Annotated in this window: 27 protein-coding genes; 22 read left to right on the plus strand and 5 right to left on the minus strand. The window is 40.6% G+C overall.

The window, feature by feature from the left end; translation table 11 throughout:
* The first annotated feature begins 21 nt into the window (after positions 1–21).
* The 8 genes from ACZ47Z_RS05870 to ACZ47Z_RS05905 all read left to right on the plus strand — a co-directional run bounded on the left by ACZ47Z_RS05870 (position 22) and on the right by ACZ47Z_RS05905 (position 9,618).
* On the plus strand, positions 22–993 hold the full coding sequence (locus tag ACZ47Z_RS05870; RefSeq protein WP_044921512.1) for a helix-turn-helix domain-containing protein: 972 nt from the start codon (positions 22–24) through the stop codon (positions 991–993).
* A gap of 147 nt (positions 994–1,140) precedes the next feature.
* Positions 1,141–2,082, plus strand: coding sequence for an ABC transporter permease (locus tag ACZ47Z_RS05875; protein ID WP_294418101.1), 942 nt, complete (start codon positions 1,141–1,143; stop codon positions 2,080–2,082).
* Positions 2,083–2,883 carry an ABC transporter permease gene (locus tag ACZ47Z_RS05880; protein ID WP_005344245.1) on the plus strand — a complete coding sequence of 267 codons (801 nt, stop codon included), beginning with the start codon at positions 2,083–2,085 and terminating at the stop codon, positions 2,881–2,883.
* Complete coding sequence (locus ACZ47Z_RS05885) at positions 2,883–3,674, plus strand: ATP-binding cassette domain-containing protein (protein ID WP_005344247.1); 792 nt, start codon at positions 2,883–2,885, stop codon at positions 3,672–3,674. The genes ACZ47Z_RS05880 and ACZ47Z_RS05885 overlap by 1 nt, the downstream gene beginning before the upstream one ends.
* The gene (locus tag ACZ47Z_RS05890) at positions 3,659–4,390 is read left to right on the plus strand and encodes an ATP-binding cassette domain-containing protein (protein WP_049940617.1); all 732 of its coding nucleotides are present in this window, start codon (positions 3,659–3,661) and stop codon (positions 4,388–4,390) included. The genes ACZ47Z_RS05885 and ACZ47Z_RS05890 overlap by 16 nt, the downstream gene beginning before the upstream one ends.
* Before the next feature lies 1 nt (position 4,391).
* Entirely contained in the window at positions 4,392–6,005 is a 1,614-nt protein-coding gene (locus tag ACZ47Z_RS05895) for a nickel ABC transporter substrate-binding protein (RefSeq protein WP_005344256.1), read from the plus strand.
* 131 nt (positions 6,006–6,136) lie between these two features.
* Positions 6,137–7,876, plus strand: coding sequence for an ABC transporter ATP-binding protein (locus tag ACZ47Z_RS05900; protein WP_055182646.1), 1,740 nt, complete (start codon positions 6,137–6,139; stop codon positions 7,874–7,876).
* An 11-nt stretch (positions 7,877–7,887) separates the two neighbouring features.
* Entirely contained in the window at positions 7,888–9,618 is a 1,731-nt protein-coding gene (locus ACZ47Z_RS05905; RefSeq protein ID WP_005344260.1) for an ABC transporter ATP-binding protein, read from the plus strand.
* A 175-nt stretch (positions 9,619–9,793) separates the two neighbouring features.
* On the opposite strand, the gene ACZ47Z_RS05910 is transcribed toward ACZ47Z_RS05905, so the two are convergent.
* Positions 9,794–11,173, minus strand: coding sequence for a relaxase/mobilization nuclease domain-containing protein (locus tag ACZ47Z_RS05910; RefSeq protein ID WP_055182644.1), 1,380 nt, complete (start codon positions 11,171–11,173; stop codon positions 9,794–9,796).
* A complete protein-coding gene (locus ACZ47Z_RS05915; protein ID WP_005344262.1) occupies positions 11,140–11,463 on the minus strand; it encodes a MobC family plasmid mobilization relaxosome protein in 324 nt (107 codons plus the stop codon). The genes ACZ47Z_RS05910 and ACZ47Z_RS05915 overlap by 34 nt, the downstream gene beginning before the upstream one ends.
* Before the next feature lie 249 nt (positions 11,464–11,712).
* On the opposite strand from ACZ47Z_RS05915, the gene ACZ47Z_RS05920 reads away from it, so the two are divergent.
* Positions 11,713–12,087 (plus strand): MmcQ/YjbR family DNA-binding protein, encoded by a 375-nt coding sequence (locus ACZ47Z_RS05920; protein ID WP_054752903.1) that lies wholly within the window; start codon positions 11,713–11,715, stop codon positions 12,085–12,087.
* Positions 12,084–12,518, plus strand: coding sequence for a flavodoxin family protein (locus ACZ47Z_RS05925; protein WP_054752901.1), 435 nt, complete (start codon positions 12,084–12,086; stop codon positions 12,516–12,518). The genes ACZ47Z_RS05920 and ACZ47Z_RS05925 overlap by 4 nt, the downstream gene beginning before the upstream one ends.
* 58 nt (positions 12,519–12,576) lie before the next feature.
* Here the strand turns inward: ACZ47Z_RS05925 and ACZ47Z_RS05930 are convergent, their stop codons facing one another.
* Positions 12,577–12,777 (minus strand): helix-turn-helix transcriptional regulator, encoded by a 201-nt coding sequence (locus ACZ47Z_RS05930; protein ID WP_005344265.1) that lies wholly within the window; start codon positions 12,775–12,777, stop codon positions 12,577–12,579.
* Between the two features lie 56 nt (positions 12,778–12,833).
* A complete protein-coding gene (locus tag ACZ47Z_RS05935) occupies positions 12,834–13,565 on the minus strand; it encodes a helix-turn-helix domain-containing protein (protein ID WP_055180588.1) in 732 nt (243 codons plus the stop codon).
* A 194-nt stretch (positions 13,566–13,759) separates the two neighbouring features.
* Here ACZ47Z_RS05935 and dinB point away from each other — a divergent pair, with 194 nt between their 5' ends.
* The 5 genes from dinB to ACZ47Z_RS05960 all read left to right on the plus strand — a co-directional run bounded on the left by dinB (position 13,760) and on the right by ACZ47Z_RS05960 (position 16,690).
* Positions 13,760–15,007: a DNA polymerase IV gene (gene dinB, locus ACZ47Z_RS05940; protein ID WP_054752898.1), complete on the plus strand. Its 1,248-nt coding sequence runs from the start codon at positions 13,760–13,762 to the stop codon at positions 15,005–15,007.
* Between the two features lie 14 nt (positions 15,008–15,021).
* Positions 15,022–15,234 (plus strand): LexA family protein, encoded by a 213-nt coding sequence (locus ACZ47Z_RS05945; RefSeq protein WP_005344268.1) that lies wholly within the window; start codon positions 15,022–15,024, stop codon positions 15,232–15,234.
* Between the two features lie 12 nt (positions 15,235–15,246).
* Positions 15,247–15,486, plus strand: a complete 240-nt coding sequence (locus ACZ47Z_RS05950) for a hypothetical protein (protein ID WP_005344271.1) — start codon at positions 15,247–15,249, stop codon at positions 15,484–15,486.
* A gap of 250 nt (positions 15,487–15,736) precedes the next feature.
* A complete protein-coding gene (locus ACZ47Z_RS05955; protein WP_008688147.1) occupies positions 15,737–16,309 on the plus strand; it encodes an ArpU family phage packaging/lysis transcriptional regulator in 573 nt (190 codons plus the stop codon).
* A 9-nt stretch (positions 16,310–16,318) separates the two neighbouring features.
* Positions 16,319–16,690, plus strand: a complete 372-nt coding sequence (locus ACZ47Z_RS05960; protein WP_008688148.1) for a hypothetical protein — start codon at positions 16,319–16,321, stop codon at positions 16,688–16,690.
* A gap of 76 nt (positions 16,691–16,766) precedes the next feature.
* On the opposite strand, the gene ACZ47Z_RS05965 is transcribed toward ACZ47Z_RS05960, so the two are convergent.
* The gene (locus ACZ47Z_RS05965) at positions 16,767–16,973 is read right to left on the minus strand and encodes a DUF6219 family protein (RefSeq protein WP_054752894.1); all 207 of its coding nucleotides are present in this window, start codon (positions 16,971–16,973) and stop codon (positions 16,767–16,769) included.
* Between the two features lie 179 nt (positions 16,974–17,152).
* On the opposite strand from ACZ47Z_RS05965, the gene ACZ47Z_RS05970 reads away from it, so the two are divergent.
* The 7 genes from ACZ47Z_RS05970 (at position 17,153) to ACZ47Z_RS06000 (ending at position 21,816) form a co-directional block, all read left to right on the plus strand.
* Entirely contained in the window at positions 17,153–17,470 is a 318-nt protein-coding gene (locus ACZ47Z_RS05970; protein ID WP_008688152.1) for a helix-turn-helix domain-containing protein, read from the plus strand.
* Between the two features lie 150 nt (positions 17,471–17,620).
* Entirely contained in the window at positions 17,621–17,833 is a 213-nt protein-coding gene (locus tag ACZ47Z_RS05975; RefSeq protein WP_054335624.1) for a sporulation initiation factor Spo0A C-terminal domain-containing protein, read from the plus strand.
* 7 nt (positions 17,834–17,840) lie between these two features.
* On the plus strand, positions 17,841–18,272 hold the full coding sequence (locus ACZ47Z_RS05980; RefSeq protein WP_129699912.1) for a hypothetical protein: 432 nt from the start codon (positions 17,841–17,843) through the stop codon (positions 18,270–18,272).
* A 326-nt stretch (positions 18,273–18,598) separates the two neighbouring features.
* Positions 18,599–19,072 (plus strand): sigma factor-like helix-turn-helix DNA-binding protein, encoded by a 474-nt coding sequence (locus ACZ47Z_RS05985; protein ID WP_207211646.1) that lies wholly within the window; start codon positions 18,599–18,601, stop codon positions 19,070–19,072.
* Positions 19,073–19,644: 572 nt separating this feature from the next.
* On the plus strand, positions 19,645–20,010 hold the full coding sequence (locus ACZ47Z_RS05990) for a type II toxin-antitoxin system PemK/MazF family toxin (RefSeq protein WP_054752883.1): 366 nt from the start codon (positions 19,645–19,647) through the stop codon (positions 20,008–20,010).
* Between the two features lie 136 nt (positions 20,011–20,146).
* The gene (locus ACZ47Z_RS05995) at positions 20,147–20,326 is read left to right on the plus strand and encodes a hypothetical protein (RefSeq protein WP_129699908.1); all 180 of its coding nucleotides are present in this window, start codon (positions 20,147–20,149) and stop codon (positions 20,324–20,326) included.
* Positions 20,327–20,403: 77 nt separating this feature from the next.
* Positions 20,404–21,816 carry a recombinase family protein gene (locus ACZ47Z_RS06000; RefSeq protein ID WP_008688170.1) on the plus strand — a complete coding sequence of 471 codons (1,413 nt, stop codon included), beginning with the start codon at positions 20,404–20,406 and terminating at the stop codon, positions 21,814–21,816.
* Positions 21,817–21,878 lie beyond the last annotated feature (62 nt).

Consider the following 21,878-nt stretch of genomic DNA (forward strand, 5'->3'; position numbering starts at 1 on the left):
CTAATCAGGGAGAAAATACAAATGAGCGAACAGCAATTTACAGACTTTTTTGACCCGGAAATTCAAAAAATTGTCAGCGAAGATGGCTGCTCCATTTACAGAATGAAAAATGTAACTGGGGAGGGTGTTATCACTCGCTATGAAATTCTTCCGGGTATTGAATTATTCTATAATGATTTTCACATGAGCGATGGACAGAATCAAAACAAGCTTCCGCACTCTGATGTACTTGAAATCAATCATTGCCGGGAGGGACGTTTTGAATGCGAATTTGCTAATGGAGATTATCAGTATGTCGGTGCTGGCGATCTTGCAATTAACCGCCTGACAAACGAAACTACATCAACTTACTTTCCGTTGTCGCATTATCACGGCATTTCTATTACCATTGATCTGCCTACGGCAGATCAAACTATGAAGCGGATAGAAAGTGTGATTGGAGGTCTGAATATAGATGTCTTTTCGATTGCAGATAAGTTTTGCAAGAATGATACCTGCATTGTATTAAGAACTCAAAGCGAAATTGAACATATTTTTTCGGAACTTTATCGGGTGGAGCCTCGGATGATCGCTTACTATTTAAAAGTGAAAGTGTTGGAATTGCTGATGTTTCTGAATCAGGTTTCGCTTCAGGATTACCAGGAAGAACGAAGATATTTTGCAAGAAATCAAGTACAAACAATAAAGAAAATGCAGGAATATATGACAGCTGATCTTCGCAACCATTATACTTTGCAGGAGTTATCAGAAAAATTTGAAATTCCTCTTACCTCAATGAAGGTTTGCTTCAAGGGCGTTTATGGGTGTTCTATTTATGCTTATATGAAATCCTATCGTATGCAGGCTGCCACGATCTTGCTTCGGGATACTTCTGACAGCATAACAGAAATTGCGGCTAAAATGGGATACGATAATCCAAGTAAATTTTCCGAAGTATTCAAAAAGGAATTTGGAGAACTGCCTTCCGAGTTCCGAAAAAAGTTGTCCAAATAGAGGATGTTTGGTCTTTTTAGAGTGGCGGCAAAATACCAGATACAATATACTATCATCTGTACTAGCAGATGATTTAAGAGCGTCGTGCAGACGCTCTTTTTTTTGAATAGAGGTTAGATTGTTCTAACCCGCGAAGGAGTCGGTATTATGAAACGGGATATGAGAAAATATATCCTACGGAAACTGGTTGAGCTGATATTTACTTTATTGTTTGTAACTCTACTGTCTTTCTTGCTGATGAGACTGTCATCCGTTGATCCAGCCACAGCTTATGCAAAGAGGATGATCGGAAACCCCACAGCGGAACAGATTGAAAAGATTCGGATTCAGTTGGGGTTTGATAAACCATTGCTTGTCCAGTATGGCCGTTGGGTATGGGACTTACTGCATTTTGATTTAGGCGTTTCTTTGGCAAATGGACATGATGTTTGGACGGATATTGCCACAGCCTTTCCGAAAACGCTTGGAATTGTAGCTCTGGCATCTATCTTTCAGGTTGTTTTCATTGTAATCGTTAGTTGTATTGCCTTTTTACTTCCCTGGAAACTTCCGAAAAAGGCAGTCAGGCTTTTGTGCATTTTGGGTGTGTCCATACCCTCTTTCTATTTGGCAACCGTTTATCTGGATTATTTTGCTGTTCAAAAGTCATTAATTTCTGTGGCAGGAAATACAACCCTACTCAGCTACATATCTCCGGCAATCTGCATTGGCGTATTCGGGGCTTCTTTCTATACGCCGCTTCTGATGGATGCTCTGGAGCATGAAAGCAACGAGGATTACGCATTTTATGCCCGTTGCCGTGGGCTTTCGGAAAAAAGGCTTTTGCTGTGCCATTTTATTCCGCGGGCAGCGATGGGTTTAGTTCCAAACTTTTTACAAAGCATTGGTTTGGCACTGGCTAACGCAACGGTGATTGAATCCATTTTTTCAATTCCGGGATTTGGTTATCTGATTGTAAACCATGTGCTTGATCGCGATACTCCCATGATACACGCCGAGGTGTTTTTTCTGGCGCTGGCGATTGCTCTTTGCAACATTGCCGCTGACTTGGTGCAGTGGGCAATCGGGCGTAAAAAGGGGGTGGCGTAAATGAAAACGAAGCGTTTTCGAAAATGGTGTGCGATTTTCATTCCAACCCTTGTGATTATTTTCTTTTTTGCCGGATTTTTATTTGCACCCAACGATCCAATGAAATCAAACTTGTTGGAGAGATATGCTGATCCCAGCGCAGAATATCCGTTTGGTACGGATGCTTTAGGGCACTGCATTCTGTCACGGATTCTTTATGGTGGCTGGACAACGCTGGGGATTGTATTAGGAGGCTCTCTTATTGTTTTTCTGCTTGGCACTGTTATCGGAATGGTGACAAGCCGGGCCATTATGAAAGAAAATGCACTTATTGATGGCCTGATTAACGCTGTTACAGCCATTCCCCCGATTGCGTATTTAATTGTGTTTATTGGAGCCTGGGGCAGCGGAGCGAAAACTACTCTTGTCGCGCTCACTGTGTCTTACATTTTGAGATACATAAAACTGGTTCGTACCCGTACCGACATGGAAATGGGAAAAGCTTATGTCATGTGTGCAATCGCTTCCGGCGCTTCAAAGCTCAGAATCATGCTGATTCATATTTTCCCGAATTTGATTGCCGAAATGATTCGCTTTCTGTGCCTTTCCTGTGCGGATATGATTTTGGCTATTACCGGATTTTCCTTTATTGGATTAGGGCTTGGTGATAATGTAGTAGATTGGGGAAGTATGATTTTAGACGCAAGGGGTGCTTTGGTTCTTCACCCGACCATGATTCTCTATCCAATAGGGGCGGTAATTTTATCGACACTCTGCTTTAACGTCATTGGCAGGCAGTTGACAACGAAGGAGGCAGAGTGATGTTAAAAATTGAACAGTTAGATGTCAAGGAACGGTCAGGCCGCTACCTTCTGAAAGACATATCTATGGAAATTCCTGCAGGCCATGTGATTGGACTTACAGGTAAAAGCGGCTCTGGAAAAACAACTTTGCTGCGGAGCATTTTGGGGATGCTTCACACAAGCTGTCATATTGATGCCGGGAAAATTTTGTTGGACGATATAGATTTATCACATCTTTCCCGCAAGTCACATCGTGAGCTTTGTGGGAAGAAGCTTGGATTTATCCCCCAGAACCCTATGACGGCTTTTGACAGCCGATTAAAAATCGGTTATCAGATGCGGGAAACCTTTGTCAATCGTTTGCATTTGAATACAAGTGAAGCAACTGACCTGGCGAAAGAGAAACTGGTTTCCGTAAATCTAAAAGACACGGATCGGATTTTGGGTGCGTATCCGTCTGAACTATCAGGCGGAATGCTACAACGAGTAGCTGCGGCAATCTTATTGGGAATGTCGCCGGATTATGTTTTAGCCGATGAACCAACCGCTGCATTGGATGAAGAAAACAGGGATTTATTGCTTCTCATCATGCAGGAGCAAATGAAGGACAAAGGCATATTATTTGTATCCCATGATGTGGCCGCACTTAAAAACTTATGTCAGAACGTTTATGTTCTGGGAGCCGGAAAAATTATTGAGCATGGAACGATGGATAAACTCTTGTCAAGTCCGCAGACAGACTGGATGAAACAATTTTCCGCGTTGAGCCATAGGGAAAGTCGGGGTGAATGGAAATGGGAGAAATTGTAATCCAGAATGTAAATCAGGTATATCATAATGTGAACCAGGGAGATTTTAATGCGCTTTCGGACATCAACCTCCACCTTTGTAAAGGTGAAAGTCTTGCTATTGAGGGAGAAAGCGGATCGGGAAAAAGCACGCTGGCAAGACTTCTGATCGGCATTGAGAAACCAACTTCTGGCAAAATATTACTGGATGGTGAAGATATAACCTGTTGGAATTATCGAACATGGAAACAGCACCGTAAAAAAATACAGGCTGTTTTTCAGGATTCTTCCGGCACTTTAAATCCTGCCAGGTCTGCATACGCAAATGTAGAAGAAGCACTGGTGAACTTAACTGATAAGAAAAGAGCCGAAAGAAAAAAACATATTTTAGATTTGATGGATGCCGTACACATGGATTATGGGCTTTTGGAAACGCCTGTCCGTCAGCTTTCGGGCGGCGAACAGAGGCGGCTCTCTTTGCTTCGGGCGATTGCCGTGGAACCTGATTACTTAATCATGGATGAAGTGACCAGCGGGCTTGACCTGATTTCGGCGGATGCCGTACTTACTTTAGTAGAGAACTTTGTGAAGCTATCCGGCAGCTCCTGCATTTTCATTACGCATAGCAGAAAGGACGCAATGCGTATTGCAAATCGGATTATCATCATGCGGGAGGGACGGATCGCCGAGCAAGGCTATCTAATAGATCAATTATCAAACCAGAAAGGACAAGGATAACATGAAACAGATTTACAAGAAACTTCTCGCCGCTGTATTGGGCGTGAGTATGCTTTTGTCTATGGTCGGCTGTGGTCAGAATGATACCTCCGATCAGACGCAGACTGGCGGTGAAAACGAAGCGAAGGTACTGACGATCGTCACGGCTAAGGAATTGGACAGCCTTACGACACTGACCATGAACAAGGAAAACAATATTGCCTGTGGCCTGGTCTATGAGACTTTAGTCGCCTATGAGGACGGGGAAATTGTTCCCGAACTGGCCGAGGAATGGGGATGGGATGAGACAAATACTGTCCTTACCTTTAAGCTCCGTCAGGATGTTGCTTTTACAGATGGAGCCGCTTTTAATGCGGAAAGCGTAAAGGAAATTCTGGACTTTGACCGTTCCAACCCTAATTTTAGCGGTATCAAGGGCATTTACAACATTGAAAGCGTAGAGGTTGTTGACGAATACACGGTGGCCGTTCATTATGCTGCCCCTTGCTTCTCTTATATCAATGACTTCTGCTTCCAGAATGTTGCTGGTATGATGTCCCCGAATGTGTTTGAAGCTGAAAACTTCCAGACATTCACAGATGTTGTCGGCACTGGTCCATACATCCGCGAAGAAATGATTTCCGGTGACTGCACCCGTTTTGTCAGAAATGAAAACTATTGGGGCGAAGCTCCTTACTATGATGAAGTTGTCATAAAGTATATCCCGGAGGCATCTTCCAGACTTCAGGCATTACAGACTGGTGAGGTTGACCTGATTTACGGTGCTGACCTTCTCAGCTATGATGACTATAATCAGGCTCTTTCTCTGGATGGGATCGAGGGCGCAATCAATGATGGAAATACCCTGACCCGGAACCTGGTTCTGAATGCGTCCAGCGAAATTTTGAGCGATCTTAAGGTTCGCCAGGCGATTGCATACGCTGTCAATAAGGAAGAAATCACCAAGGGCCTGACCTATGGATACGAAACTCCGGCCACCAGCCTGTTTGCACCCGGAGCGCCCTACACAGACATTACTTATAACAGCACATGGAGCTATGATCTGGATAAAGCAAATGCACTTCTGGATGAAGCTGGATGGGTGATGAATGAAAGCACTGGTATCCGTGAAAAAGATGGACAGCAGCTTTCCCTGAATTACACCTATTGGACTGATCTTTCTCTTGCACAGGACATGGCTCTTGCAATTAAGACCCAGCTTGCAGAGGTTGGTATTGACGTAACCACTACCGGCCAGGATCAGATGACCTGGTGGACCGAAGGCGTTGCAGGAAATTATGACATTACAACATGGAATACAGAAGGGTCTTATACTGAACCGCACAAGTTCCTGCAGGAATCCCTCGGTGCTGATCCTCATGCTATTTCCTTGCAGGCACTTGAGGATTTCCAGAGCTATTCGGATGCGGTAAATGCGTTCTCCACCTCTGCTGATCCCGAAGTGGTTCAGAGTGCGATTGCTACTGCACTGAATGTTTCCAACGACAATGTGATTGACCTTCCGATCTCCTATTCTAAGGATCTGGTTGTATATAATTCCTCCAAAATCGCCGGATATACTTTCTCCAGCGTGCCACAGTTCTTTGAGATCGATAACGTACAGCCTGCGGAATAAATATAATCCAATGTCTAAATGGAGTGTTTAACGCCCTATCAGAGTGGCAGAAAATAGCCGAATAGATATAATAGAGGTTGGTTAGAAGTGTTTAACCAATCTCTATTTTTATGAAAAGGAGCGTATGTGAAATGGACAAGAAAGATAATCCCATGTCCAGACTGATGGAACTTGCCGCTCCATATAAGGGTGAATATGTTCTTTCAGTGATTTTGGCAATCCTGGGTGTTGCCGCCGGATTGCTGCCGTTTTTTGCAGTTTCAAAAATTGTGATTCTCTTGATGGATGGAGAGACATCTGTGTCCGTCTATATGGAGTGGTGTCTGATTGCGGGAATTGGTTTCCTTGGGAAAGTATGCTTTGCAAATTTCTCTACTTTAGTTTCCCATACGGCCACTTTCGCAACTCTGGCGGAGATCCGCCTGAAACTAGCAGATAAACTTACCAGGGTTCCGATGGGCTATATGATTAACACCCCATCGGGAGAATTAAAAAATGTCTTGGTAGATCGTGTGGAGGGAATGGAAACGACCCTTGCGCATTTAGTACCGGAGCTGACAGCGAATCTCTGTATTCCGATTTGTATTCTGATTTACCTACTGTTTTTGGATTGGAGAATGGCGCTGGCTGCATTGATTACCCTGCCGATTGGTATGTTGTGCTATAAGGGAATGGCAAATGGATATGAAGAAAAATTCCAGGGTCTTATTATGCGCATGCGTAAAATGACCAGCACTGTGGTTGAGTATATCGGCGGAATAGAAGTCATTAAGGCGTTTAATCAGTCTGCTAATTCTTACCAGAAATATTCAGATGCCGTTGAAGATAATGCGGCCTATGCTGTGAACTGGATGAAAAGCGTGCAGCTTTACAAATCCATGCTTGTTACAATCTGGCCCAGTGTGTTAGTGTGTGTTCTTCCTATTGGCTGTGTCCTGTACCGGAACGGGAGCCTGAGCGTTCCGGCATTTGTTACCTGTATCGTGCTGTCATTGGGTATTATCACACCAATTTTAAATGCCATGAACTTTACGGACAGCATTTCTCAAATGAAATCAGTAGTCGGGGAATTGTGCGCCGTATTGGATGAAAAAGAACTGGATCGCCCGGAAACGCCGGTGTCTATTCATTCTTCCAATATTGTGTTAGAAAACGTCAGCTTTTCGTATGAAAGCGAAAAGCCATTGCTAAAAAATATCAACCTTTCTATTCCAGAAAACAGCATTACCGCTTTTGTCGGTCCCAGTGGCGGCGGCAAGTCTACCATTACGAAGCTGATTGCGGGATTTTGGGATGTAACAAACGGAACTGTCAAGTTAGACGGAACAGATATTCGCAAAATTCCGTTGTCACAGCTTATGGATAATATCGCTTATATTTCACAGGACAACTATCTTTTTGACGAAACTGTTTTAGAAAATATCCGTATGGGAAAACCATCCGCAACGGATGAAGAAGTATATCAGGCTGCCAGAGATTGTGGCTGCTATGATTTCATTCTGAATCTGGAAAATGGATTCCATACAGTTGTCGGAGGTGCAGGAGGTCACTTGTCGGGCGGTGAGCGCCAGAGAATTGCGATTGCCCGCGCTGTACTGAAAAATGCGCCGATTGTTATTCTTGACGAGGCAACCGCTTACATTGACGCCGAGAATGAAGCCTTAATTCAAGAGGCAATGGCAAAAGTGATTGCCGGGAAAACCGTTCTGATGATTGCGCACCGTCTTTCTACGATTACCGATGCAGATAAAATTGTTGTCATAAAAGATGGGCAGATTATTGACGAAGGAACACATGAAAACTTATTGACTTCCTGTACGCTCTATCAGGAAATGTGGAAAGCGCACATGGACACAAAAGATGTGGCGTAGGAGGTGCGAAGATGATAAAGACATTAAGCAAGATTTATCAGTTTTCAGGGAAAATGCAGGGGACAATGAAAAAAGCTATCCTTTTTTCTGTCCTGCACTCCCTTTTTGATATGATGTCCTTTGGAGCATTAGCCATGGTTTTTTCGGGTTTAACAGACGGTTTTACTACGTCTATGATCTGGATGATATTTGGAATCACCCTGGCAAGTATGCTGCTTAAAATTTATTGCAGCTACATTTCAGATTTTGGCAAGGTGCAAATTGGATATTTTATGTGCGCGGAGAAACGGATTCATATTGGAGATCGCATGAAATATATGCCGATGGGGTATTTCAACGATCACAATTTGGGGAATTTGACTTCTGTCGTCACTACGACTATGGGCGATATTGAAAATAATGCGTCCATGGTGCTAACCAACATATTAGGCGGCTATATCCATGCAGCGATTATTACTATTGTTATGCTCTGTATCGACTGGCGGATCGGACTGACGATTTTGTGCGGGATTCTGCTTTTTACATGGTGCATCGGCCGGTTACAGAAAAAATCGGAAACGGTTTCGCCACAAAGACAGCAGGCCCAGGAGACTCTCGTTTCTAATGTACTGGAATACGTTCAAGGGATGCTGATTGTAAAATCCTTTAATCTCGGTCAAAATTCCAATAGCAAAATGAGACAGGCAATTCTGGACAGCAAGGATAAAAATCTGAAATTAGAGCGTACATTCGTCCCTTACAATATGCTGCAACAAATCATTCTCTACGGAACAAGTATTCTTGTTATAGTGGAGGGGTTGTACTTTTACCTGAATGGAACGATGGCGCTTTCCATTTGCCTGCTTATGACAGTAGCATCATTTATGCTCTTTAGTCAGCTTCAGTCGGCGGGGAATACTTCCTCTCTCCTGCGGTTACTGGATGTTTCGATTGACAAGGTAAACGAAATTGATAACACGCCCGTTATGGACGAGCATGGTAAACCTATTAATCCCCCAAATTATAATATTGTTTTTGATGATGTTTCTTTTTCCTATGGAGAACACAAGATTCTGGATCATGTGAGCCTCTCTATTCCCGAAAAAACCGTAACGGCTATTGTTGGTCCGTCCGGTGCCGGAAAAAGTACGCTTTGTAACCTAATCGCTCGATTCTGGGATGTTGACGATGGAAAAATTACAATCGGCGGTATAGATGTTCGAGATTACACACTGGACAGTCTGCTCACCAATATCAGTGAGGTATTCCAGAAGGTATATCTTTTTGCTGATACCATAGAAAATAATATCAAATTCGGCAATCCAGCGGCTTCCCATAACGAAGTTGTAAAAGCAGCTCAAAAGGCGTGCTGCCATGATTTTATTATGAGTCTGCCTGATGGCTACGACACCGTTATTGGTGAGGGAGGCGCTACATTGTCCGGTGGTGAAAAACAACGGATTTCGATTGCCAGAGCAATCTTGAAAGACGCTCCTATCATCATTTTAGACGAAGCTACATCAAGTGTTGATCCAGAGAATGAAAATCTTCTGATGGGCGCTATTTCAGAGCTGACGAAGAATAAAACGGTTATTATGATAGCTCATCGGCTAAAAACAGTCAGAAATGCGGATCAGATTTTTGTATTGTCAGGTGGTCACATTGTTCAGACAGGCAAACATGAGGATTTGATAAGGCAGCCTGGTATTTATGCAGATTTCATTGGTATTCGTAAGAAAGCGATTGGATGGAAATTGAGATAAGAGCTCCTACTTCCAGAGTAGTACGGACAGTTCGCTTCTCTATATAGACCATTGCAGGGAGGGACAGATCGAAAATGTTATACATTTGGTTATGTGCCACATTATACATTAAGAAAAAATGAGATTGGAACTTTGGGAAGAGTCAGAAGAAGATGAATGAGGGCACAAAGTGCCCTCATTCATCTCTCGAGATAGGTACTGATTCTCGTTTTGTCTGAAGTGAATCGGATTTTACATTTGGAGTATACATCAAAGCAATGAAATTCTGCTGGATGATATCTAGTGTCTTCTGTTTTTTCTGTAATTCCTGTTTTTCGCGGACAGTAGCTGCCTGTTCAGATTCAAGATTTTCAATCCGTTTCTGGATTTTATTAGAGCTTGGGATTTTGGTAACACCGAGATCCTGAAGCTCTTTTTTTAGTGAATCGTGGAGCTGGTATTCTGCCTGATGCTTGGTTCGGTATGCTTTTGGATTTTTAGCAGATCTGCAATCTTCAATCACTTTACGGCAAAGCCGGTAAGAATCACAGTGTTTCTGAATGATTTTCTGTGTGCTCAGCTCACTGTTGATTTGCGTTATTCTCTGCTCAGCCGCTTTAACAGAAGCATTAACATCAGAAAGATGCTGCTGGAAATCTTCATAATTCAGTAGGTTATTTTCGGAAAGATAGTTGAAGGTGCGGGCCGCCTCTTTCAAATTATTGAGCTTTGCCCATCGTTCAAATCCTTCTCGATTGCCGGTTGTAACATACGTGGAGATATTGATATACAGGCGGGCTTCTCTGGACAGATGCTTTGGAGCTTTTACTTTGCTACGATTTTTTGCCAGGCGGATGCGAACATTTTCTTCGGAATAATAGCTTCCGAGAGATTTCATATAAGTGAAGTTTTTCTGCTCTGGTGCACGGAAGGACAGGTGCTTTCCTTGGCGGATTTCATATCCGGCTAACTGCATCTTTTGCAGAAATTCCTCATAGTTGATGGAAGCCCAGATTGCCTTATCAACCGCAACACGTAGCTTGGCTTTCCAACTGGTGCCACGATGATATTCCATGTTCTCTTTATAGCTTTTGCCTTTTTCTCCGATTGGCATACTGGTGGTAAGTCCGTTTTCATGGCAGATACGATTACTGATCCGGCAGAGTTTATGGTAGCTCCGCTTATTGGAAACATACTTGTGATGATCAACAAAGCTTGCAGCGTTGAAGATGATGTGATTGTGAATATGATTTTTGTCAACGTGGGTGCTGATCACATACTCATATTTTCCTTTTAGTACTTCATCTGCGAATTGCTGTCCTAAGCGATGGGCGGTTTCGGCATCAACTTCTCCAGGTTTGAACGACTGGATCAGATGAAATGCCAGGTTATCACCTTTATCCATTCCATTCTTTTTTGCCATTTCTCTAGTCATAGAAAATTCAAGATCTGCAGTTTCCGGGGAACAGCCAAAACTGGAAACTAACAGTTTTTCTTCTGTTTTATCTGGATTTGTGATGTAGTCCAGAGCTTTCTTGTCTGTTACTTTAATGGGGAAGATCTTAAGATACGCCATAATTCTTTCACCATCTCTTTCAATTCTTGCATTTCTTCCGGATATAGATCTCCGGTGGTATTTACCTTTTTTGCAATCTGGTTGATATTTACACCAATCTTGTGCATTTCCTCATACTGTTTCTTCAGTGGAGTGGTATCTGTGTTGACGATGTAACCGTCGATTGCCATTTTGCGAAGATAAGCTCCCATGTTTTTGGTCTTTGATTCAATCATCTTTCTACGGATAAGCTTCCGTTCTTCTTCTGTGACATAGAAATGGATTTCTTTGCTTCTCTTTCTTTCAGCCATTGGCGTGTTCTCCTTTCTGAGAAGGTAGTAGTATCGTTGCTTTCAGCTTTTTTCAATTTAGGGCAGGGTTCCCTAAATTGGGATTTCCCGGAAGTGTATCCTCACTTCCTGTCCTTGCTGTTTTACCCCTCTATTAGTTAAAGTCAGGAGAACCGGAAAAATGCAAAAGAATTTGGCAGGTAGTATGGGATACGAAAATGTGGTATGATTATGGGCAGGATATCAGAAAAATCAGGAGTTGAATAGATTGTGAAGAAAGAAGAAATTTTTGAATATGTGCAGAAACAGTATGGCACAATGCCGGAATATTTATGGAGTAAACTATCGGACAGTGCAGTACTTCGACATAAAAATGGGAAATGGTATGCAGTGATCATGACGGTTGAAAAATCGAAACTGGGATTAGAGGGAAATGATCTGGTTGAAATCATGGATGTAAAGTGCGATCCAGAAATGACCAGCATGATTATTCAGACTTATGGATTTTTACCAGGATACCATATGAATAAACAGCACTGGGTCACGATTTTACTGGATGGTTCAGTCAGTGAAGCGAAGATATTGGACTTTTTGGATATGAGCTATGACCTGATTGACGGAGCAGACAGAAAGGAAGAAAAATGAGAACAGCGATAGTATACGCATTTGTGCATCATGGAAATACAGAAAAATTAGTAAAGAGGATCGCAGAAGAATGTCAGGTGGATTTGATTGATGCTGTGAAACAGCCAGATGCAGACCTGAGCAGTTATGATATGATTGGGTTTGCATCAGGAATCTATTTTTCAAAGTTTCATCAGTCGATATTGGAATTTGCAGAGAAGAATCTACCGGACGACAAAAAGATATTTCTGATCTGTACTTATGGCGGGAGTGCTAATTATAAAACCATAGAGCAGATTTTGGATAAAAGACATGCCAGTGTGGTTGGAAAATTTGGCTGTAAAGGGTATGACACATTCGGACCATTTAAACTGGTTGGAGGTATTGCTAAAGACCATCCGAATGAAGAAGATATGAAAAACGCAGCGGACTTCGTAAAAGGATTACACTGATTTTTGAGTAAAAGGAAAACCGGGGATTTTACTCCTCGGTTTTCTGGCAGTTGTGTTTCTAGTCTTCAACCTGAAAAATATCTTCTACAGGCACTTTCAGGTAATGTGCCAGCCGGATTGCAATCTCAAGAGAGGGATTACGTTCTCCACGTTCGATGCGGCCTATAGTCTGGCTGCAGGAACCTATGGCTTCAGCCAAATCTGCTTGAATGAGATTCCGTTCTTCACGAATATCTTTTAGTGTATTATTGATTGCCATTCAATCACTTCCTTTGCTTATTGTTATCAGCAGGATCATGAACCTGCTGTTGAAATCTAATGAAATCCCGGAATTTCTGCACCTTTGCATTTCCCGATTACTTTTCCAAAAATCTTAAAAGAGTCAGATTCCAAAACCTGGATAGGACGATATTTTTGATTTAAAGAAATCAGATAAACACCATCTGGCTCATCGTGTAATTCCTTGATGTAAGTATTGCCGTTGAGATAGAAGATTCCAATTTCACCATTAGCAAGAGAATCTTTTTTCTGAATCCATGCAACATCGTCTGTATGATAAAGTGGCTCCATACTGTCACCGGAAATCCGTACACCAAAGTCAGTCTGCTCAGGAGCAAGGTATCCTACATCATAGGTTTCTTTTACAGAATCCTCCAGGTAATTTCCAGTACCAGCAGAAACTGGTTCCCAGGTAATTTCTACAGGATGATGGAATGGGATAATTTTTGCAGACAGTGGAGAAAACTTTTTAGAAGCTTTCAAAATATCAGCAAATTCAATCAATTTATTTCTGCCTTCTTCATTCAATCCACTCATAATGTTATATGGGTTTTCTCCAAAGAAGGATTCATATATATCTTCGATATCAAGTAACTGGCAAAGTGTCAGGAAAACATGTAAAGCTGGTTCTCGTGCATTGGTCTCCCATTTGGAGAGTGCTTTTGTAGTGACCTGAATACCTTCCTGAGAAAGCAGGTCTACAAGATATGATTGAGAGTATCCTTTCTTTTTTCTATTTTCTGCTAATATTTCCCCGAAATCACGCATTTGTTCGCCTCATTTCTATTTGAATTTTCTATATGCATTATACCGTATGTTAGAAATAAAATCAACAACAATCTCCAAAATGGAGAAAATACAACCAAGATGTTACTTGACTATCTCCGGAATGTCGATATATACTAAACATACAAAAATTGATAAGACATCATGTTGAAGGAAACAGCTGGGAGGTAAAAAGTTTGAGTGAGCGTGTGATCCTGCATAGTGATATGAACTGTTTTTATGCCAGTGTAGAAATGCTGCAGCATCCGGAATTTGCCGGAATGCCGCTGGCAGTCGGTGGCGATCCGGAAGCCAGACATGGGATTGTGCTGACAGCAAATTATATTGCAAAGCAAAAAGGTGTAAAGACCGGAATGGCATTATGGCAGGCAAAACAGATTTGTCCGAAAATCATATTTGTACCACCACGGATGGATTTGTATTTGAGATTTTCAAAGATGGCAAGAGAAATCTATTCGGAGTATACGGACAAGATCGAGCCATATGGAATTGATGAAGCCTGGCTGGATGTATCGGACAGCAGAAATCTGAAAGGAAGCGGAATGACGATTGCAAGAGAAATCAGCCATCGGATTAAATACGAATTGGGTGTAACGGTAAGTATTGGAATTTCCTGGAATAAGATTTATGCGAAACTTGGTTCAGATTATAAAAAGCCGGATGCAATCACAGAGTTTAATCGAGAAAATTATAAAGACAGGATATGGCAGCTTCCAGCGTCAGATTTGCTTTATGTCGGAAGACAGACAAATAAGAAATTGCAAAAACTTGGAATCCGGACAATCGGGCAACTTGCGGAATCAGACGAAAAGTTGTTAGAGAGTCATTTTGGAAAAATAGGAAATGTATTATGGGCTTTCGCAAATGGCTGGGATGAAGATCCGGTTTGCAAGGAAGGATATGAAGCACCAGTAAAGTCGATAGGTAATAGCACTACAACACCGAGAGATCTGGAAAATGATCTGGATGTATGGATCATTCAAATAGCATTGGCAGAAAGTGTAGCTGCACGATTGCGGAAACATGGATTTAAATGCAAAACAGTAGAAATTACAGTTCGAGATAATGGATTGTATAGTTTTTCCAGACAGATACATTTACGACAGCCAACGAATATTACAAACGAGATTGTAACTGCAGCATTTCAGCTATTTAAAGATAATTACAAATGGGAATATCCCATTAGAAGCCTGGGAATCCGAGCTGCGGATCTTGTGTTAGATGATATTCCCGTGCAGTTGGATTTATTTGGAAATCAGGAGAAAAAGGAAAAGTTAGAGAAGCTGGATCGTACTGTAGATGAGATCAGACGACGGTTTGGTTATTTCAGTATACAGCGAGCGGCAATGTATCAGGATAAAGTCTTATCCCACTTAGACGCTGGTACGCACACGATCCATCCACACAGTTATTTTCATGGGTAATTGGAGGAATAGATTTGAAAAAAGCATTAACCAGAAAACAGAAAGAAAGTTATCAATGTATTTTGGATTATACGAAGGAGCATGGATATCCGCCGACAGTACGGGAATTTGGAAAATTGATCGGGGTGAAATCAACATCATCAGCATTTTCCAGAATCAAGCAGTTGGAGTTAAATGGATATATCCGCAGAATCCCGGCATCGCCAAGAGCAATTGAGATTTTATAGTGAGGTGTCGGCATGAACAAAGTATATGTAGATGTAGTAGCAGAGTTTCGTAAAGACGGACAGCTGGTTCCCATATTTTTTACATGGGAGGATGGAAGAAAGTATAGCATTGACAGAATTTTGAAAATCGAGCGATGCGCCAGCAGAAAGGCAGGCGGTGTAGGAATGATGTACACCTGTATGATACAGGGGCAGGAAAGCCACTTGTTTTACGAAGTGGATAAATGGTTTATGGAGAGAAAAACAGCATAAGGAGAGATTGGTATAGACGATATTATTTGGATTATTAACCGGCAGGGATAGTCACTTTCCCTTTATATTCCTGCAGGTTTTACATAAGAAGAGGGATTCCGGTCAGCAAAGGCAGCTCCCACAATGCCTTTTGGATATCCGCTTCTGCAAGTTATAGTAAGTAATTGCTTCCCATCAAAATCATGGGGAAAGCGAACTGGTCTGAAAGACCGCCAGTTAGTGTGATGATGATAAGGAGATTTTGAAACTGATGACAGACAGAGATTATGCAATTAAATCAATGAAAGAAATTACCTTCCAGATGGCAAGTCATGCACAGGATTATCTGGAAGTTACAATCGAAAGACATTATACTGATATTAAAGAATTGATGACAAGCTATCAGAAATTGATTTTGGAAAATCAGATTGTGTTAGAAGAACTGGATATGGAATGCCAGGAGAAAATCAATGAAGACATGGCATATGCATTGAGTTATCTGAGCATTTATAACAACCAGCTGAATGTGCCAAAGATGCACCGGGAGATGAATAATCTGATGATTATTTATGGATTGTCGGACATGATCTATCGGGGAATGACTTTAGTGAAGTTCTATGCACCGAATGGTGTGATGCTCAGTGAAATCCTTCATTCCTGTTTTTGCAGTCATTATAATAAGACAGATGTGGAAGTACAGCAGGAGTTAGGAATAGGCAGGACTTCTTTTTATAAAATGAAGAAGCAGGCACTTGGGTATTTAGGATTTTATTTTTATGAGATCGTGGTACCGCAGGCAAAGGATAAAAGATTTAAACCGTCACTGGGCGTTGAGGAAGAGTAGGTGAGTAATATGAGATACGAAGATTCGATGAAAGGTGTAGCTGATCAGATAATCAAAGAACAGCAGCGAGCCAGTAAAATTAAAAACAATCCAGAAGAGTTCCATTGGCATGACGAATATGCAACGTTGAATTTCTTTCGGTTTATCTGCAAAAATATCGGTAACTTGGGAAATGGAGAAATTGAAAAAATGGTCACACGCTTAAAGAGCATAGATCAGAAAGCAGTGGAAAACCATGTGAATGGTGCTGTTTGGGCATTTGATTATGATAAGATGTTCTGTGTATTGATGGAAAATGAAATTTGCCGAAAGGTGTGTGAAAAGAATAAATATAATAGTTGGACGAAGCTGATTGGACAGTATTGTATTTCAATGGCTTAAAGATAAAGAAAGTTGCTGGAGAGAAAAAATATTCTCCAGCAACTTTGTCTTTGATGAATAAAGGTCAATTTTTCATTTAACTATTCTCACTATTATTTGATTCAGTGATTTTTTTCTTCTTTGGAGAAACCAGTTTGTGACCGGAATAAATGGACATGCCCATACAAAGCAATGAAGAATAGGCAAAATATTTATGTGCAGTCATAGATTTTCTGATTCCAGAATAAATGCATCCCAACATACAGAAAAGTGCTCCGAGGGACCAGTATTTATGCGATTTCATGATTTAATACCTCCTTTGATTTAACTGATTCTATCATAACGCTTTTTTACGAATATGCAAAGAAAATCTTGAAATATAGTTCTATAGAATTAGAACTTGGTTTTGCGATTCTGTATATTTAAGATATCCACAAGTATACTAAATTCAGAACGATTATTCGTTCTGGAGGAGGTGTTACGATGGATTTGAAAGCAGTAGGGCAGCGAATCAAATCAGCACGAGAAGCAAAAAATCTCACGCAAGAGGAACTGGCTGCATTAGTAAATTTAAGCCCGACGCATGTGAGTGTAATAGAGAGAGGTTTGAAAGTTACAAAATTGGATACCTTTGTTGCAATTGCAAATGCATTAGATGTTTCTGCAGATACTCTTTTGATTGATGTTGTGGCACATTCAGTTACAGGTGTTACCAATGAGCTGACAGAGAAAATAGAAAAACTTCCGATCAAAGAGCAGAAAAAAATTATCAAAGTAATCCATACATTATTGGAAGAGTAATATGACAAACTGGGAAGAGCAAGTAGCTCTTCTTTTTTTGACCTTTTATTCAGCTTTAAGTTGTAAAGTGTCTTTTCATGACAATAGAAATATGCTAAATTAGTTCTATAGAACAAGGCATAATTCTATTTGTATATTGGAGGAAAATGAATGAGAGAGAAAACTATTTATGAGAAGATTGCAGAAAAGTACAACACAACACCAGAAGAAGTACGCAGAGAAATGCAGATAGCCATAGATGCAGGCTTTGATAATCCTGATCCAGCTGTGCAGGAAAAATGGAAGAAAATGACACTTAAAGGAGACAGACCCACACCGGAAGAAGTAATCAATTACGCAGTAAAACAATTAAAAGGAAATTAATGAAAATATGAAGAAAAAGATAATTGCAGTGATAACAGGAGCAGTGATCTTGATAATTGCTGCAGGACGTATTTATTGGAAACCTGAATCCGGTCATAAGAGAGGTGAACCGGATGTAGTAGGAACATTTTCCATAAATCGGGATGAAAATTTAACTGTGGTCGCTAACCGAGAAAATATCGAGGATAGAGAAGCGTTTGCAAGAGAACTTTTGCAGATGTACAAGGATGATTCTTTTCATTCGACAAAATTCTCTACAGACAGGGGATATGCGACGAGCCTTGATATGAACATCTATTTATGGAAAGAGGATATTGAAGACGGGGAATCGGTAATGACAGCCGAATACAGACCTGTAGAATATGGAAAGGACTATGATGTTGTCAATAATCCTGATAAATTTCAACTATATATAGATGGAAAAGAAGTAGAAGAATAACACGGTGAACTTTTTACACTGAAATATGTACGATTCTAATAATGACATGAACTTATGGGAACGTATTGCGGATACTTTGTGAACTTTATCCTGATACAATGATTATGCTGATGAAAGAGGGCATAGATAACTGAATACAAGAAAGAGACGAAAGCCTCAGTAGTTAAGAAAAAACTACTGGGGCTTTTTTTTGTGCCTGAATTTTTCAGCCAATAACTGCCGGTATGTCCCGGCAGGATAAAGGCGGAGCAGGCATGATCCTAAACAGAGGTCCGCCTTCTGGATTTGAAACGAGCAACAAGATTTCAAATTCAGGAGGAACGGATATGTATATTGAACACCCATATTTTTATGACGGAAAGTACTACGCAAATATTGATGGAGAAATGATCGAGATTACAAGAGAAGTTGCGTATGCGATGAACAATTTTTACAGAAGTAGCAAGGCAAAAAAAGTTGAGATTAAGAACGAACTGGGGGAAGTCGTGGATAAGATGCTGCGGGAGGTCCCTTACAGTGGACAGTCCATTGATGGGGAAGGATTCATGATTGAAGATTTCCCGGATCTGAATTGTGACGTGGAGCACAGTGTACTGACGAAAATGGAACAGCAGGATATTCATAGAGTGATCGATCAGCTGAATACCGAGGAACGCATGATTATTTACGGCATTTTCTTTGAAAACAAGACACAGACACAGATGGCAGAGATTATGGGGATTTCCAGACAGGTATTAGCTTACAAGCTGAAAACGATCCTTAATAAAATGCGTGAAATGTATATGAAAAAAATTTTTTAAAAAATTTCGGAAATTTTTTGCATCTGCCGAAGTCATTTGACTTTAGTAATTAGAGGAGCTTTAAGGACTCCCTAAAATGCACCATGATAACTGAATATCCAATAATAACTGACGTGACATTTCATACAGTGAGCACGAGGAAGATGCCGCTATAGGATTATAAGACGTAAGAAACTATTTAGAGTCAATAATGCTGCGAAAAAGCACTGACCAAAGCCAGTCGGCAGGCTGGTGATGCGATGACATGTGTGAGATGCGATACACTTGCAGACCCTGAGAAGTCTGTAACTGGTAAACCTATGAACTGCCAGAGCCTGGAAACGAGAGTTTTTGGGTTGTGGTCCGGAGTATAGCATCCGGGCAGGTTATTATTCCCTTCCTGCAGATGCAGGAGTAACGATTCGGGGTATCGAGGATAAATAGAATCGAGCGAGCACTGTTTAATAATCAAATTGGCTATAGAGGTTATGTGGCAGAGCTTTCCATCTTGGAAAGGAACTCTGCCGTATTCTTGTGGAGCCAATATAGCGCTATGAATGCTTTACAAATTAAAAAGATTGGAGAGATGACAAGTGACGATTCGAAGAGGAGATATCTTATGGGCGGATCTCGGTATGTTCCCGACAACTTCGGTTCAGGGTGGAGTAAGACCGGTGATCGTAGTAAGTAACAACAAAGCCAATACATACAGTTCAGTCATTACAGTAGTTCCGCTGACATCAAGAATATATAAGAAGCGGTATTTACCAACACATGTATTTATCAGTAAATACGATATGACAGGGATCCGAAAAGGAAGCCTGGCATTGGCTGAACAGGTTATGAGCATTTCTACAAAATGCATTATTGAGAAATGCGGAAGAGTAAATAAGTGGAGTTTGGATCGGGTACTGAAAGCAGTACAGATTCAAATGGGAATGAACGAAAGCGGGAAATGATATTCCTGCTTTCGACAATTCAACAGAAAACGACGTCATAAAATGTAGATAACACAAAAGAATGACAATACAGGACGAGCGGTTCTGGTGATTTTTTAGAGACGATTGAATATGATTTATAAAGGGAGGGATTGCGATGGCATTAAAAATTGTAAGAAGATATGATGCAAATGGTAATGTGATCGAAGATAAAGATTTAGAAAGATTCAAATTAGATTCCCCGGTAGTTCGTCAGATCTTATATCAGATGAATAAAGAGATGGGAGCAGTTGATAATATTAAAGTCGATGCAGCTGAAAGAAGAAGTTTCATATAACATACTTAGACAAATAAAATAAGTTGAAATTTTTCTGGAAGGATGGTATAGTATACGTGAGAGGAGGAAAGAGCGAGGTGAGAAACATAAGAATTGGAAAGAATACCTCAAATAATAAAAAAACAGGATTGTATATCAGAGTTTCTACAAATTTTCAGTTTGAAGAAGGATATTCAGTAGGTGCTCAGACAGAGAAGCTTGAAAAGTATTGTAATTATCAGGAGATTGATAATTATGATCTGTATATTGACGGTGGCTATTCAGGAAGCAATCTGAATCGTCCGGAGATGAAACGTCTTATTAAAGAAATTCAAGAGGGCAAAGTGGAATCAGTTGTAGTTGTTAAACTTGATCGTTTGTCCAGAAGTCAGAAAGATACGATTTATCTTCTGGAAGATGTGTTTGAAGCAAATGATGTTGGATTTATTTCTTTAAATGAGAACTTTGATACAACAACACCATATGGAAAAGCAATGGTAGGTATCTTATCTGTATTTGCTCAGTATGAACGTGAAAATATTCGTGAACGTACACAGATGGGAATTACAGAGAGAATCAAAACCGGAAAATGGAGAGGGACGAAACCACCATTTGGTTATGACTATAATAACGGTGATGACGTTCTTGTGCCAAATAAAGATGCAGAAACAGTCAGAAAGATTTTTGAATTATATAAGGAAGGCTATTCCACGTATGCACTGGCAAAGATGTTCGATTTAAAAGGAGACAAACAAGTGTCCGATATGTTATCCAGAGTGACATACATTGGAAAGCTCAAATATAATAAGGAAATCGTTGATGGTCTTCACGAGCCGATAGTTGATAAAAAACTGTTTGATGAAGTTCAGGAATTGCGAAAAACAAGAACGAGAGCAACTTCTCATAAATCACAGTATTTACTTACTGGGTTAATATATTGTGGATTATGTGGGGCAAAGATGCGTTATCAAAAATGGAGCGGTGGAAGAGTGATGATTTACTGTTACTCATTAGACCATAGTAAACCGCACCTGGTTAAGAATCCAAATTGCCAGAATGGAAAATTGGATGCAGCTGAAGTTGAAGAAGTTGTTGTTAGTGATATGCTGAAATTATCAAAGGAGTATGAGGTAATCGAGGAAAAATCAGAACAGCAAAATCAAAAAGGATTTGAAGCTATGAACCAGAGAAAATCAGTTCTTGAAGGTAAGCTGAAATCCCTGTATAATTTATATGCGTCCGATACCAATAATAGTGTCCTGCTGGAGACGATTGGTGAGATCAATAAAGAACTGGAAAATCTGAATACACAGATAGAACAGTACACATTAAAGAACACCAGAGCTAAAGATATGACAGCAAGAGCTAAAGCATTCAAAAGTGTTGCTGACAGCTGGGAGTTCATGTCTTTCAATGAAAGACAGAAGACTGTACGTGAATATATCAAAAAGATCAAAATATCGAATGATTATGTTGAAATTGAGTATAATGATCTTTTGACACTACAGTAAATTACATTTCTATAGTTAATACATCGCAAGGGGATATATCTTCTTGCGTGTGAAATTTCATA

The sequence above is a fragment of the Mediterraneibacter faecis genome, assembly GCF_055383675.1.